General features: G+C 72.2%; 10 protein-coding genes. 1 reads left to right on the forward strand and 9 read right to left on the reverse strand.

Translation table 11 applies throughout. From position 1 onward, the window contains the following. From ACF061_RS16855 to ACF061_RS16870, 4 genes are all read right to left on the reverse strand, one after another. Window positions 1–361: flavodoxin-dependent (E)-4-hydroxy-3-methylbut-2-enyl-diphosphate synthase (locus tag ACF061_RS16855; RefSeq protein ID WP_392267631.1), on the reverse strand; the 361-nt coding region annotated here is incomplete at its 3' end. Window positions 362–667: 306 nt separating this feature from the next. Beyond that, complete coding sequence (locus tag ACF061_RS16860; RefSeq protein WP_392267874.1) at window positions 668–1,960, reverse strand: M50 family metallopeptidase; 1,293 nt, start codon at window positions 1,958–1,960, stop codon at window positions 668–670. A gap of 8 nt (window positions 1,961–1,968) precedes the next feature. After that, a complete protein-coding gene (gene dxr, locus ACF061_RS16865) occupies window positions 1,969–3,231 on the reverse strand; it encodes a 1-deoxy-D-xylulose-5-phosphate reductoisomerase (RefSeq protein ID WP_392267632.1) in 1,263 nt (420 codons plus the stop codon). Window positions 3,232–3,633: 402 nt separating this feature from the next. Continuing rightward, window positions 3,634–5,574, reverse strand: a complete 1,941-nt coding sequence (locus tag ACF061_RS16870; RefSeq protein ID WP_392267633.1) for an acyl-CoA dehydrogenase family protein — start codon at window positions 5,572–5,574, stop codon at window positions 3,634–3,636. 463 nt (window positions 5,575–6,037) lie between these two features. On the opposite strand from ACF061_RS16870, the gene ACF061_RS16875 reads away from it, so the two are divergent. After that, window positions 6,038–7,051 (forward strand): LacI family DNA-binding transcriptional regulator, encoded by a 1,014-nt coding sequence (locus ACF061_RS16875; protein WP_392267634.1) that lies wholly within the window; start codon window positions 6,038–6,040, stop codon window positions 7,049–7,051. A gap of 186 nt (window positions 7,052–7,237) precedes the next feature. On the opposite strand, the gene ACF061_RS16880 is transcribed toward ACF061_RS16875, so the two are convergent. From ACF061_RS16880 to ACF061_RS16900, 5 genes are all read right to left on the reverse strand, one after another. Further along, window positions 7,238–7,951: a hypothetical protein gene (locus ACF061_RS16880; protein ID WP_392267635.1), complete on the reverse strand. Its 714-nt coding sequence runs from the start codon at window positions 7,949–7,951 to the stop codon at window positions 7,238–7,240. A 41-nt stretch (window positions 7,952–7,992) separates the two neighbouring features. Next, the gene (locus tag ACF061_RS16885; protein ID WP_392267636.1) at window positions 7,993–10,335 is read right to left on the reverse strand and encodes a glycoside hydrolase N-terminal domain-containing protein; all 2,343 of its coding nucleotides are present in this window, start codon (window positions 10,333–10,335) and stop codon (window positions 7,993–7,995) included. Continuing rightward, window positions 10,332–12,347: a beta-galactosidase gene (locus ACF061_RS16890; protein WP_392267637.1), complete on the reverse strand. Its 2,016-nt coding sequence runs from the start codon at window positions 12,345–12,347 to the stop codon at window positions 10,332–10,334. The genes ACF061_RS16885 and ACF061_RS16890 overlap by 4 nt, the downstream gene beginning before the upstream one ends. Before the next feature lie 159 nt (window positions 12,348–12,506). Continuing rightward, window positions 12,507–13,460, reverse strand: coding sequence for a carbohydrate ABC transporter permease (locus ACF061_RS16895; RefSeq protein WP_392267638.1), 954 nt, complete (start codon window positions 13,458–13,460; stop codon window positions 12,507–12,509). Then, window positions 13,457–14,497 (reverse strand): ABC transporter permease, encoded by a 1,041-nt coding sequence (locus ACF061_RS16900; protein ID WP_392267639.1) that lies wholly within the window; start codon window positions 14,495–14,497, stop codon window positions 13,457–13,459. The genes ACF061_RS16895 and ACF061_RS16900 overlap by 4 nt, the downstream gene beginning before the upstream one ends.

The following is a 14,497-nucleotide window of genomic DNA, read 5'->3' on the forward strand; positions in this document are numbered from 1 at the left end:
TGTTGCCCGGGTTCACCCGCACCGCCGCACAGCCCGCCTCGATCGCGGCGAACACGTACTTCGGCTGGAAATGGATGTCCGCGATCACCGGGATCTGCGACTTGCGGGCGATCGTCGCCAGCGCGTCCGCGTCGTCCTGCGTGGGGCACGCCACCCGGACGATCTGGCACCCGGACGCCGTCAGCTCCGCGATCTGCTGGAGCGTGGCGCCCACGTCCGACGTACGGGTCGTGGTCATCGACTGCACCGACACCGGCGCGTCCCCGCCCACCGCCACCGGCCCGACCTGGATCTGCCGGCTCCTGCGGCGCTCGGCGAGCTTGGTCGGAACGGACGGCATGCCGAGAGAAATCGCAGTCATCTGCTGTGCAACCCCAAGTCGTGGATCAAGGTCCGGTCCCGTTCAGCAGCGGGCTCCAGGGTCCGAGATTACGGTACGTGCGCCTGCCCCAGCACATCCCACCCGGCAAACCACTCATTGGTAGGCGGCCGGACGGAGAGATCCGTCCGGCCGCCGTGAACAACTCGTGCCCAGTGCCGCGGCAGGCAACGTTTGCCCGTCAAGGAGCGGCGCCCGGTGCGTGCTCTCTGGGGGTGCCCCCTGCTCGAAGAGCTCGGGGCAGGCGTGCCGGGCGTCGCGACGGGGCGAACGTTGCCTGTTGCGGCACTAGGAGATCTTGACGGGGTTGACGACGTCGGCGATGAGGACGAGGACGGTGAAGCAGATGAAGACGCTCGCCACCACATAGGCCACCGGCATCAGCTTCGCCACGTCGAACGGGCCCGGGTCCGGGCGGCGCAGCACCCTGGCCACCTGGCGGCGCAGGGACTCCCACAGGGCGCCCGCGATGTGGCCGCCGTCCAGCGGCAGCAGCGGGAGCATGTTGAACAGGAACAGGGAGAGGTTGAAGCCGGCGACCAGCATCAGGGCCATGGCCAGTTGCTGGGTGGGCGGGATGTCCAGGGTGAAGATCTCGCCGCCGACACGGGCCGCGCCCACCACGCCCATCGGGGAGTCGGGCTGGCGGGGAGCGCCGTCGAAGGCCGCGTCCCACAGGGCTGGGATCTTGGCGGGCAGGCTCGCGATGGAGTCGACGGCCTCGCCGAGGCGGTCTCCCATCCAGGTCACGGACTGGCCGAAGTCCTGGCGGGCGATGCCGGTGGCGGCGCCGAAGCCGAGGAAGCCCGCGTCGACGTACTGGCCCTCGACGATCCGGCCGCTGGAGTCCTTCTTGACGACCTGGTTCGTGGCGATCTTCGCGTGCAGGGTCTTCTCCTGGCCCTTGCGCTCGACGACGATCGTCACGTTCTTGCCGGGGTTGGCGCGGATCAGGTCGGAGAGCTTGTCCCAGGTGCCGGTGCGGATCCCGTCGAACGCGACGATCTTGTCGCCCGCCCGGAGGCCGGCGGCGGCGCCGGGTGCGGCGGGGTCGCCCTTGCGGCAGGTGTCGCGCTGCTCGCTCTGCGCGATGACGCACTTCTGGACCTCGCTGACGACGGTCGTCTGCTGGGAGACGCCGAAGCCCATCAGGACGGTGAGGAACAGCGCGACCGCGAGGATCAGGTTCATGAAGGGGCCCGCGAACATCACGATGACCCGCTTCCACGGGGCACGCGTGTAGAACAGGCGCTTCTCGTCGCCGGGCTGGAGCTCCTCGAAGGCGGCCGAGCGGGCGTCCTCGATCATGCCGCGCCAGGGCGAGGTGGAGCGGGCGGTGATCCGGCCGTCGTCGCCCGGCGGGAACATCCCGATCATGCGGATGTAGCCGCCGAACGGAATGGCCTTGATGCCGTACTCCGTCTCGCCCTTCCGGCGCGAGAAGATCGTCGGGCCGAAGCCGACCATGTACTGCGGCACGCGGATGCCGAAGAGCTTGGCGGTGGACAGATGCCCCAGCTCGTGCCACGCGATGGAGACCAGCAGGCCGATCACGAAGACGACTATGCCGAGGATCATCATCAGGGACGTCATGCACGCGCCTCCGCGGTCGCCGTCTGCGCTGTCAGTTCCCGGGCCCGGGCGCGGGCCCAGGCCTCCGCTTCGAGGACGTCCGGCACGGTGAGGGAAGTTCCCGCCGGGGGTGTGCCGTGTTCCTCGACCACTTGTGTCACGGTCTCCATGATCCCGTTGAAGGGCAGCGCGCCGCGCAGGAACGCGTCGACGCACTCCTCGTTGGCCGCATTGAACACGGCCGGAGCGGTGCCCGCGAGCCGGCCCACGTGCCGGGCGAGTCCGACGGAGGGGAAGGCGTCGTTGTCGAGGGGGAAGAACTCCCAGGTCGACGCGGTGCTCCAGTCGAAGGCGGGCGCGGCGTCGGGGACCCGTTCGGGCCAGCCCAGGCCGATGGCGATGGGCCCGCCCATGTCGGGGGGCGTCGCCTGGGCGAGTGTGGATCCGTCGGTGAACTCGACCATCGAATGGACGTATGACTGCGGGTGCACGACGACCTCGATGCGGTCGAAGGAGATGTCGTACAGCAGGTGCGCCTCGATGACCTCCAGGCCCTTGTTGACGAGTGTGGCGGAGTTCACCGTGATCACCGGCCCCATCGCCCAGGTGGGGTGGGCGAGGGCGTCCTCGACGGTGACGCCGGCGAGCTCGTCCTTGGTACGGCCGCGGAAGGGCCCGCCGGAGGCGGTGACGACGAGCTTGCGCACATCGGCGCGGGTGCCGGCGGCGAGGGCCTGGAAGAGGGCGGCGTGCTCGGAGTCGACCGGGATGATCTGGCCGGGCTTGGCGACCGCCTTGACCAGCGGGCCGCCGACGATGAGCGACTCCTTGTTGGCGAGCGCGAGGGTGCGGCCCGCCTCCAGTGCGGCGAGGGTCGGGGCCAGACCGATGGAACCGGTGATGCCGTTGAGGACGGTGTGACAGTCGGAGGCGGCGAGCTGCGCGGCCGCGTCGGGCCCGGCGAGGATCTCCGGCAGCCGCTCGCCGCTCCCGTACTGCGCGCTCAGCGCCTCGCGCAGGGCCGGCACGACGTCCTCGCGGGCCACGGCGACGGTCCGGACCCGGAGCCGGAACGCCTGCTCGGCGAGGAGGCCGACCCGTCCGCCGTTGGCGGAGAGCGCGGTGACCCGGAAGCGGTCCGGGTTGCGCAGCACGAGGTCGATGGCCTGGGTGCCGATGGATCCGGTGGACCCGAGGACCACCACGTCCTTGGGACCGTCCCCGGTGACGGGGTCGAAGACGAGGTGCGGGTCGGCGAGAGGGGCTGGACTGTCGCTCATCCCCCCATTGTGGCCGCAGCGGATGCCCGGGCGGACAGGGCATCGTCGACACGGGCGGCAGTCGGTCCGACCGATCGTCGGACATATCCCCTATGTCGCATGGACGGCCGTCCCGTCGCCGGCTGGACGCCTGTGCCGTCATGGACGGTACCTCCGGCCATGACGGCACCGGCCGAGCGGACACTCGGCCGGTGCCGTGGAGGGCGCGGCAGAGGCCCGCCGTGAAGGACCCGGGCCGCCCGGCGGGCGCCGTCGGCCCGGCTGGGCCCCCGCCGGCTCCGCCGGGCCGCGGGGGTCCCGGCGGGCCCCGCTACCGCGACGGCACCGGGGCCGTCGACTCCGTCGCCGCTCCGGGGACGCGGCGGCGAGCGCCGCCGGGCGGTCCGTGACCGGGCGCCGCCGTCATCGGATCGGCCGGTGCACGTTCCGCCGTCCGCTCGGGCCGGGGGGCGTCTCGGCGATCCACGGGCCGTCGTCCGAGGGGTCGACGACACCCTGCTCCAGCCACTCGTAGACACCGCCGAGGACGCCCTTGACGACCGTGCGGTCCAGGTCGTCGGTGTTGGTCCACAGCCGGTCGAAGAGCTCGGCCACACGGATGCGGGACTGGCGGCAGAAGGCGTCGGCGAGCTGGTAGGCCTCGCGGCCGTGGTCGCCGCGGGAGCGCAGGAGTTCGGCCCGGACGCAGGCCGCGCTCATCGCGAACAGCTCGGCGCCGATGTCGACGACCCGGCCGAGGAAGCCCTGCTTGGTCTCCATCCGGCCCTGCCAGCGGGACATGGCGTAGAAGGTGGAGCGGGCGAGCCTGCGGGCGTGGCGTTCGACGTAGCGCAGGTGTCCCGAGAGGTCCACGTGTCCGGCGGGGCGGAACTCCGCGTACGAACGGGGGAGCTGCCCGGGGCCCGCGACCAGCTTCGGCAGCCACTTGGCGTAGAAGACGCCCGCGTTCGCGCCCGCCCTCGCCTTGTCCTGGAGGGTCTTGTCGGGGTCGATGAGGTCGCCGGCGACCGAGAGGTGGGCGTCCACGGCCTCGCGCGCGATCAGCAGGTGCATGATCTCGGTGGAGCCCTCGAAGATGCGGTTGATGCGCAGGTCGCGCAGCATCTGCTCGGCGGGGACGGCGCGCTCGCCGCGGGCGGCCAGGGAGGCGGCGGTCTCGAAGCCGCGACCGCCGCGGATCTGGACCAGCTCGTCGGCCATCTTCCAGGCCATCTCCGAGCCGTAGAGCTTGGCGAGGGCGGCCTCGATGCGGATGTCGTTGCGGTTCTCGTCCGCCATCTGGGAGGACAGTTCGAGCACGGCCTCCAGGGCGAAGGTGGTGGCGGCGATGAAGGAGATCTTCGAGCCGACAGCCTCGTGCAGCGCGACCGGCTTGCCCCACTGCTCGCGGGCCGCGGACCACTCGCGGGCGATCTTCAGGCACCACTTCCCCGCGCCGGCGCACATCGCGGGCAGGGAGAGCCGGCCGGTGTTGAGGGTGGTGAGGGCGATCTTCAGGCCCTGGCCCTCCTCGCCGATGCGGTTGGCGGCCGGGACCCGCACCCGGTGGAAGCGGGTGACGCCGTTCTCGATTCCGCGCAGGCCCATGAAGGCGTTGCGGTTCTCCACGGTGACGCCCTCGGAGGCGGCCTCGACGACGAAGGCGGTGATGCCGCCCCGGTGCCCCTCGGACTTCGGCACCCGCGCCATGACGACGAGGAGGTCCGCCACCACCCCGTTGGTCGTCCAGAGCTTGACGCCGTCCAGGACGTAGTCGTCGCCGTCCGGTACGGCGGAGGTCGCCAGGCGCGCCGGGTCCGAGCCGACGTCCGGCTCGGTCAGCAGGAAGGCGGAGATGTCGGTGCGCGCGCAGCGCGGCAGGAAGATGTCCTTCTGATCCTGGGTGCCGAACATCTTCAGCGGCTGCGGTACGCCGATCGACTGATGCGCGGAGAGCAGCGCGCCGATCGCGGGGCTCGCGGAGCCGGCCAGGGCGAGGGCCTTGTTGTAGTACACCTGGGTGAGGCCGAGACCGCCGTACTTGGTGTCGATCTTCATGCCGAGGGCGCCGAGCTCCTTGAGCCCGGTGATGACGTCGTCCGGGATCCGCGCGTCGCGTTCGATCCGGGCCGCGTCGACCTTCGTCTCACAGAAGTCGCGCAGCTTGGCCAGGAACTCCTCGCCGCGCTGGACGTCGTCGTCGGCCGGGAGCGGGTGCGGGTGGATCAGGTCGAGGCGGAAGCGGCCCAGGAACAGCTCCTTGGCGAAGCTGGGCTTGCGCCAGTCCTGCTCCCGCGCGGCCTCCGCCACCTGGCGGGCCTCGCGCTCGGTGACGGTTGGTTTCTTGGTGGGTGGTGCGGACATGAGGCTCACCTCGCCGCGAATAGGGATCTTGGGGGCGTACGTTACCGACCGGTGCTACTGGTTCGTATGTACCCGTTTACGGGCGGGCTCACCACCCCGCGCGCACGGACGGTCACACCGCACCGTCCGTACCGGCCCGCTGCGGCGCGGGTGCACCCAGGATCACGCGAGCCGAGCGAGCGGGCCAGTCGTGCGCCCGGCCCTCGCGGCGGGCACGCGTGCCCCCGTGCGCGGGTGCGCGCCTCCGGACGCCCGCGCACGGCCGGTCCGGCGGCGGAGTTGCGCCGGGGCCCCTTCGGGGAGGACGGTGCGGGTACCTCCACCCGCGCGGGACGGTAAGCTGTCGAAGCGCTTCGACTGCCTATGGACACGTCCTCTCCCTGGGGCTACTGTCGAACCACCCTCACACCACCCATGTCGGTAACGCGCACTGTCGAAGCGCTTCACAAGCTTGGAGAGCTGGATGGTCACCCTCGCCGAGGTCGCCCAGCACGCCGGAGTCTCGGCGAGCACGGTGAGCTATGTCCTCAGCGGCAAGCGGTCCATCTCCGCGAGTACCCGGGAGCGGGTCGAGGAGAGCATCCGGGAGCTCGGCTACCACCCGAACGCGGGCGCCCGCGCGCTGGCGAGCAGCAGGTCGAACATCATCGCCCTGATGGTCCCGCTGCGCACGGACATGTACGTGCCGGTGATGATGGAGATCGCCATCGCCGTCGCGACCACCGCACGCACGCACGGGTACGACGTGCTGCTGCTGACCGGTGAGGAGGGTCCCGACGCCGTGCGCCGGGTCACCGGCAGCGGACTCGCCGACGCCATGATCCTGATGGACGTCGAGCTGGACGACGACCGGCTGCCGCTGCTGCGGGACACCGACCAGCCCTCCGTGCTGATCGGCCTGCCCGCCGACACCACCGGCCTGACCTGCGTCGACCTGGACTGGGGCGCGACGGGCGCGCTGTGCCTGGAGCACCTGGCGAGGCTGGGGCACCGGGACGTCGCCGTCGTCGGCGAGGCGCCCGCCGTCTACGAGCGGCACACCGGCTTCGCCGAACGCACCCTGGACGGACTGCGCTCCCGGGCTCGGGAACTGGGCCTGAAGGTGCTGCACCGCCCCTGTGAGGGCGGCTACGACGCGATGGCGGCGACCCTGGCCCGGATCTTCGACGAGCGGCCCGGCACCACGGGCTTCGTCGTGCAGAACGAGGCGGCGGTGGAGCCGCTGCTCGCCCTGCTGCGCCAGCGGGGCCGGGCCGTGCCCGAGGACGTCTCGGTGACCGCGATCTGCCCCGAGCAGGTCGCCGTACAGGCCTCGGTGCGGCTGACCTCGGTCGCCGTTCCCGCCCAGGAGATGGGCCGGCGCGCGGTGGAGCACCTGGTGGCCAAGCTCGACGGCCGCGGTTCGGACGACGTGGTGCTCATCGCACCGGAGTTGACCGTCCGCGCGAGCTCCGGACCGGCCCCGTCCACGCCCTGATCCCCGCTGGACCGCATCCCGCTGTTCCCGCGGGACGGGGCCCGGCTCCCGATCACCGGGTGCCTCGGTCCGGACACGGACGTGCGGCCGGTCCCGCGGTACGGGGACCGGCCGCACGGTCATGCGGTCATGCGCTTGGCGTCGGGCCGTCGTGCGGACGCCGTGCGGTTCGCCGACGTCCGGACGTCAGCCGCTGCTGACCGTCAGGTTGTCGGTGCGGAAGTCGAGGCCGGCCGAGGACGACGTGATCTCGAAGCCGAACTGCACCTCTCCGACGGTCACGTTGCCGAACCAGCCCTTGGTGTCCTTGATCCACTTCAGGATCGGCAGGATGTTCACGGTGCCGGAGGTGGAGTTGGAGGTGCGCACGAACGAGAACACCTCGTTCGAGCCGTTGTCGCCCTTGTGGACGGTCCAGGTCGAACCGCCGGCCGTGACGCTGCCCTGTGGGCTGCCGAGCGGGCCGACGGCCCCGGTCTTGTTGACCCAGAGCATGACCTCGTACTTGTGGCCGGTGTCCCAGATGTCGTACGAGGTGTCGTACGCCCCCGAGGACGGGACGCTGACGCTGTAATTGCTGGTCAGCGAGGAGAGGGAGGTGATCGGCTTGTTGATCACCCTCTTGCTGTTGGGGTACGCCTTGATGCCGCCGGTGTCGGGGTGGTTCGCCCACACGCCCCAGTTGGTGCCGGAGTTGGCCCAGATGCACTGTGTGCCGGCGCCGGAGCCCCAGATGTCGTTGTAGAGCGTGTAGCCGTTCAGAGTGGTGCTGCCCCACTGGTCGCAGGAGTTCCAGACCGCGGCCTGGGCGGGCGCGGAAGCGAGACCGACGGTGGCGGCGAGCGCCAGGGCGGGGGCGATCAGCGCCGTGCACAGGCGGCTCGGGGTGCGTGTTGCCATGGTGTCCCTTTCCATGGGTGGGGGGAGATCGCGGGGAGGGATCACCGCGTCCGCAGCTCGAGGACACGGTCCTCTCCGGCGACCAGTTCGAGCGGCCGGGCGCCGGAGGGGGTCAGCAGTTCGATCCGGTGGGTGCGGGTGGGGCGCAGCACCGCGGTGGCCGTGTCGCCGGACCAGGTGAGGTCGAGTGCGGCGCCGAACCGGGTGCGCACTCCGCTCAGTTCCCCCTCGGGGCAGGCGGCCGGGAGCGCGGGGAACAGGACCAGCCGGTCGGGGGTGGAGTGCAGAAGCGTTTCGATGAGCACCCCGGGCAGGGTGTGCGCGGCGTCCGCGTTGTAGACGTCGCGGCCCGGGTAGTGGGCGCTCATCAGGGAGGCGTGGAAGAAGTCGCCGTCCAGGACGGCGGCGAGGGCGCGGGCGACGCGGTCGGCGTCCCCGAGCCGGGCCGCGATCAGGGCGTGGTGGAGGTGCCCGTGCGCGGAGTCGTTCTCCGCGCCGCGCAGTCGCAGGGCGCGGTGGGCGGCCGCGGCCAGCTCGGGTGTGTCGTGCGGGGTGATCTCGTCGAGCGGCCAGACGCCGTACAGGTGGCTGAGGTGCCGGTGGTCGTAGGTGTCCTCCAGGCCGGGCCGGGCCCACTCGGCGAGTGCGCCGTCGGCGTTGACCCGGTGCGGCGGCAGGCGGTCGGCGAGGGCCTGCCAGCGGGCGGCGTCCGCCGTGCCGGGGTGGTAGGCGGCCGCCGTGAGCAGGGCGTGCCGGGCGGCGGAGAGGTCCATGGCGGCGTTCACCGCGCCCCAGCTCCCGCCCGCGGGCCGGTTCTCGGGCGAGTAGGACGGGACCACGACGAGGTTCCCGGCACTGTCCGTGCGGGTGAGGAAGTCCTCGTAGAACCGGGCGGTCTCGGCGAGCAGGGCGGTGGTGCGGGGGTCGCGTTCGCCGCGTGTGTCGTCATGGTCGACCAGTGGTTTGAGCAGCCAGTCGGCGCCGGCGGTCCACAGGTGCAGGGGGTACTCGCGGCTGAAGTGGTAGATGTGACCGGACTCGCCGTCGGTGTGCGCGGGCGCGACCACGCCCCGGGCGCCGAAGATCGCGCGGGCGTTCTCCCGCCAGTCGGGGAGCTGCCGGTGGACGAGGCGGGCGAGTGCCTCCGTGACCTCCGGGAGGGCGGCCGCCGCGGCGGAGGCGGTCTGGAGATTGAGGTTGGCGTCGGTGGTGAACGCCCCGGACCAGGCGGTGTTCCAGTCGCCGGTCCACAGGCCGGTCAGGCGGGGCGGCAGGATTCCGCTGGCGGAGAGCAGGTGGTAGCGGCCGGCCGCGAAGAGCCGTTCCAGCAGGGCCGCGCTGCGGGGCCGTTTGAGCAGCTCCGAGCCGGGCAGCGCGCGTTCGGCGGGGTCGGCGCGCAGATCGAGGGTGACGCGCTGGTAGGCGGTGCGGTGCTCGGTCAGGTGGCGGGCGAGGAGGCTGTCGTAGGGCCGGTCGGGGGCGAGGCCGCGGGGCGGGGCGGTGGCCGGGCCGGGGGCGGCGTCGTGGCGGGGGGCGGCCGGGCCGGGGGCGGAGGCGCCGGGTCGCTCGGTGAGCAGGGCGCGCAGGGCGCGGGTCTCGGCGGTCACGTCGAGTTCCCCGGTGTGCCGGCGGACCCGGGTGAGCAGGAGCACCGACTCGGCGCCGGTGATGTGCACGCCGCCGGGCGGGGCGAGTTCCGTGCTGCCGCCGGTGACGGCGATCAGGGTCACCCCGGTGTAGGCGCGGTCGCTGCCGGGATAGCGGGCGCGCAGGCTGAGCACGGCGCCCTCGGGGGTGAGCAGCGCGCCGTGCCCGACGCCCAGGGCGAGGGGCGCGCCGGGCAGCCGGTGGTCCAGGCGGATGTCGAGGGTGAGGCCGGGCGCGGTGACCTGCTGGACGACGACGTCGTCCGGGCGGGAGACGAAGACGCGGCTGCTCCAGTCGGCGCACACGGCCGTCGCCTCGCCGGTGGTGAAGTCGACGAAGCGGCGGGCGGGGGCGCCCTGCGTCCGGGCGTGGTCGAGGGCCTGGGGGACGCGCCGGGTGCCGTGGGGGCGGTCCAGCCGGATCTGGAAGGCGGGGTGGAAGGGCTGCACCCACCGCAGGGGCCGGCCGTCGGTGAAGGACTCGGCGGCCGTGTGGTCCCCGGCCAGCAACCGGGTCTGGAGCGTGCCGAGTCGGTCGGCCAGCCGCGGCGGCCGGGCGTGCTCGCCGCCGTTGGGGCGGACCAGGGTGTGGTGGGTGACGACGACCCGGTCGCTGTCCGGATCGCCGAAGACCAGGGCTCCGTGCCGGCCGTTGCCGCTGAGGAAGGCGTCCTCCCAGCGGTCGGCCGGGAGCGGTTCCCAGGTGCCGTGCGCGAGGGCCGGGCGTTCTTCGGTCACGGTCCCAGCACCGCCGCTCCATGGCGTCCGAGCGTGATCCGGTCGGTGACGGCCGCGCCGGTGAGCAGGTCGCGGTGGGCGCCGGGCACATCCACGGCCACCGGTTCGCGCCCGTGGTTGAGCAGGAACAGCAGACCGCCGCGCCGGACCGCTTCGACGCCGGCGGGCAGCCCGTCCAGCACCGGGCGCGCCCCCGCGCCGTCGGTGACGCGGGTGAGCAGCGCGCGCAGCGCGGCGGGCTCGGGGAGGGTGGAGACGTACCAGGCGCGGCCCCGGCGCAGCACGGCGGGCAGCCCGTCCAGTTCGCCGCCCTCGTACGGGACGGTCTCGGCCACGGTGTCGGCGGCCTCGATCTCCTCCGACCACAGCGTCCCGCGCAGACCGCCCGCGCACTCGACGCCCTCTCCCTCCTCCAGCGGCCACCACTCGTGCAGGACGCGGATGCCGAACAGCTCGCGCAGCCGGGCGTCCATGCCGCCCGGGCGGACCCGGTCGTCCTGGTCGGCGACGCCGGTGAGGAAGCCGGCCACGAGCGTGCCGCCGCCCTCGACGTACGCCAGCAGGTTGTCGATCGCGTCGTCGGTGAGCAGGTAGAGCTGGGGGGCTACGACGACCCGGTACGCCGACAGGTCGTGTTCGGGGTGGGCGAAGTCGGTGGTGAGGTGGGCCTCCCAGAGCGCGCGGTGCCAGGCGTGCAGGACGGCGGGGAGGTCGACCAGGGCCGACGGCCGGGCCTCTTGGGAGCCGGCCCACCAGGAGTTCCAGTCGAGCAGGATCGCGACGTCGGCGGTGACCCGGGTGCCCGGTACCGCGCCGGCCAGCCTGCCGAGTTCGGCGCCGAGCCGCTTGACCTCCTTGAAGGCGCGGCCCTCCTCGCCCGCGTGGCCGACCATCGCCGAGTGGAACTTCTCGGCGCCCTGCCGGGACTGGCGCCACTGGAAGTAGCAGACGGCGTCCGCGCCGCGGGCCACGGCCTGGAGTGACCACAGGCGGTTGAGGCCGGGCGGCTTGGGGTGGTTGACGCGGCGCCAGTTGACCGGGCCGGCCGCCTGCTCCATGAGCATCCAGGGGCCGCGGGCCTGGGAGCGGGTGAGGTCCTGGACGAGCGCGCCGTGCTGGGCGCCGAGCGGGTCGCGCGGGTCGGGGTAGAGGTCGACGGAGACGATGTCCTCCTCCTCGGCCCAGCGCCAGCCGTCCTGGCCGGACCAGAGCGGCATGAAGTTGGTGGTGACCGGCAGGTGCGGGGTGTGCCGGCGGACGATGTCGCGCTCGGCGAGGTAGCACTCCAGCAGCATGTCGGAGGTGAAGCGGTGGAAGTCCAGCACCTGGGTGGGGTTCTTCAGGTAGTGGGCGTGCCGCGGGGGCAGGACGCCGTCCCAGCTGTCGTAGCCCTGGCTCCAGAAAGCGGTGCCCCAGGCGGTGTTGAGGGCGTCGAGGGTGCGGTACCTGGCGCGCAGCCAGCGGCGGAAGGCGGCGGCGGCCTCGTCGCCGTAGTCGTAGGTGCAGTACTCGTTGTTGATGTGCCACATGGTGAGGGCGGGGTGGCCGGCGTAGCGGGCGGCCAGGTCCTCGGTGATGGCGGCGGCGTAGCGGCGGTAGGTCGCGCTGGAGTGGGAGAAGTGCTGCCGGCCGCCCCACCACTCGGTGCGGCCGTCGGCGTCGCGGGGCAGGGTGTCGGGGTGCAGGCGGCCCAGCCAGGGCGGCGGCGAGGAGGTGGGGGTGGCGAGGACGACGCCGACGCCGTGCTCGTGCATCAGGTCCATCAGCTTGTCGAGCCGGCCGAACTCCCGTGCCCCCGGGCGAGGTTCGAGGGTGGACCAGGAGAAGACGCCGAGGGTGACGGAGTTGACCCCGGCGTCCCTCATGAGGCGGACGTCCTCGTGCCAGGTGTCCTCGGGCCACTGCTCGGGGTTGTAGTCGCCGCCGAAGAGGACGCGGCCGCGGGTGACGTCGGCGAGGGACGGTCCCGGCGGGAGCGGCCCGTCCGCCGCGCCGGGGCGGGGCGTCTGCATGACATACCTCGTTCCGCGTGAGAGGGGTGGGAGGGCGACCGGTGCGGGGCCGGGGCGCTGTCGTGCCGCGGGTGCGCGGGCGATCACGGCGAAGCCGCGCACCCGGCGCCGGCGGACCCGGCGCCGGCGGACCCGCTCGTGCGGGGGCGCGCGGGGGGCTCAGCCCTTGACCGCGCCGGTCAGCATGCCCTTGCGAAAGTGCTTCTGGACGAAGGGCGACAGCACGGCGACCGGCAGCAGGGCCATCACCATGACGGCCATCTGGATCGCCAGGGGCGACAGCTGGCCGGTGTTGATCTGGGTGGACAGGCCCACCGGCCGCTGCTGCTTTTGCACAAGCTGGATCATGACGTTCTGCAACGGCATCATGTCCTGGTCGGTCAGGTAGATCGACGCGTTGAACCAGGCGCTCCAGTAGCCCACCGCGTAGAAGAGCGTGATCACGGCGAGGACCGCGCGGGACAGCGGCAGGACGATCTTCCACAGGATGCGCCAGTCGCCGGCGCCGTCGATGCGGGCGCTGTCGATGAGCTCCGGCGAGATGCCCATGAAGAACCCGCGCAGCACCAGGATGTTGAAGACGCTGACCGCGCTCGGCAGGATCAGGGCCAGGTAGGTGTCGGTCAGGCCGAGGGCCTGCACGAGCAGGTAGGTGGGGATCAGGCCGGCGCCGAAGAACATCGTGGCGAGCAGGGTCATCAGGATCCAGCGGTGGCCCAGCGAGCCGGTCCGGGACAGGCCGTAGGCGCACAGCACGGACACGGTCATGCTGAAGAGCGTGCCGACGACGGTCACACCGATGCTGACGAGCGCGGCCCGCTGCACCTGGCCGCCGCCGAGCAGTTCGGAGTAGGCGACGAAGGTGAGGTCCTTGGGGATCACCACCAGGCCGCCGGTCTCGTCGATCGTCCTCTTCGAGGACAGGCTCGTGACGACGACGATCCACAGCGGGAAGAGGACCGCCAGGGAGGCCAGGGCGAGGACGAGGCCCTTGGCGCCGAGCCCTGCCCTGCTGGGTCTCTCCTCCCAGACGGGGCGCGGTGGCGCCGCCCAGCGGCCGGGCCCCCTCCCGCTCTTCTCGCTGCGCGGCGCAGTGTCGACGACGGCGGTCACTTCTTGTACACCCCCTGCTCGCCCATGAGGTGGGCGACCTTGTTCGCCACCAGGACGAGGGTCAGTCCGACGACGCCCTTGACGAGACCCGCGGCGGCGGCGTAGCCGAAGTCCTGGTTGCGGATGCCGTTCCACCACACGAAGGTGTCGAGCACCTCGGAGGCGTCCGGCCCCACCGCCTGCCGCTGGAGCAGCAGTTGCTCGAAGCCGACGGTCAGCGCGTCACCGACGCGCAGCACCAGCAGCAGCGCGATCACCGGGCGCAGCGCGGGCAGCGTGATGTGCCACATGCGGCGCCGGCGTCCGGCGCCGTCCATGGCGGCGGCCTCGTAGAGGTCGCCGGGGACGGCGGCGAGCGCGGCGAGGAAGACGATGATGCCCCAGCCCGCGTCCTTCCAGACCATCTGGGCGGTCACCAGGTACTTGAAGATCCCCGGGTCGGTCATGATGTCGAAGCCGCTGTGCCCGTGCTCGCGCAGGGTCTGCGCGATGATGCCGGCGCCGCCGAAGATCTGCTGGAAGACGGTGACGACCAGTACCCAGGAGAAGAAGTGCGGCAGGTACATGATGGCCTGGGCGACCGCCCGGACCCGGGGCCGGACCACGCTGTTGATCAGCAGCGCGAGCAGGATCGGGACCGGGAAGAACAGCACCAGCTGGAGGAGGAACAGCACGAAGGTGTTCTGCACCGCGTGCCAGAACTCCGAGTCGGTGAAGACCCGCTGGAACTGGTCGAGTCCGACCCAGGGGCTCTGCAGCATGGCCACGAAGCCGTTGTCGCTGAGGTAGGGGTCGTAGTCCTGGAAGGCGACCACGTTGCCGAGGATCGGTACGTAGTTGAAGACCAGGAGGAGCAGGACCGCCGGCAGCGTCATCAGGATCAGCGTGCGGTCGCGTCGGAACCGGATGCGCAGCCCGAGCCTGCCCGGGTGTCCGCCCTTCCCTCCGCCGGGTCCTGCGGCGTCGTCGGACGCCGCCGGATCCCGCTCCGCCGTCTTCGCCTCGGCCCTGCCGCGAGGCACCGTGCTGTGTGACAC

The organism is Streptomyces sp. NPDC015220 (assembly GCF_043079345.1).
GTDB lineage: Bacteria > Actinomycetota > Actinomycetes > Streptomycetales > Streptomycetaceae > Streptomyces.

What these genes read in the sequence shown, in the direction of transcription:
- ACF061_RS16870 (WP_392267633.1), bottom strand. Translation starts at nt 5,574, where the DNA reads ATGTCCGCACCACCCACCAAGAAACCAACCGTCACCGAGCGCGAGGCC.
- dxr (WP_392267632.1), bottom strand. Translation starts at nt 3,231, where the DNA reads ATGAGCGACAGTCCAGCCCCTCTCGCCGACCCGCACCTCGTCTTCGAC.
- ACF061_RS16860 (WP_392267874.1), bottom strand. Translation starts at nt 1,960, where the DNA reads ATGATGATCCTCGGCATAGTCGTCTTCGTGATCGGCCTGCTGGTCTCC.
- ACF061_RS16890 (WP_392267637.1), bottom strand. Translation starts at nt 12,347, where the DNA reads ATGCAGACGCCCCGCCCCGGCGCGGCGGACGGGCCGCTCCCGCCGGGA.
- ACF061_RS16880 (WP_392267635.1), bottom strand. Translation starts at nt 7,951, where the DNA reads ATGGCAACACGCACCCCGAGCCGCCTGTGCACGGCGCTGATCGCCCCC.
- ACF061_RS16875 (WP_392267634.1), top strand. Translation starts at nt 6,038, where the DNA reads ATGGTCACCCTCGCCGAGGTCGCCCAGCACGCCGGAGTCTCGGCGAGC.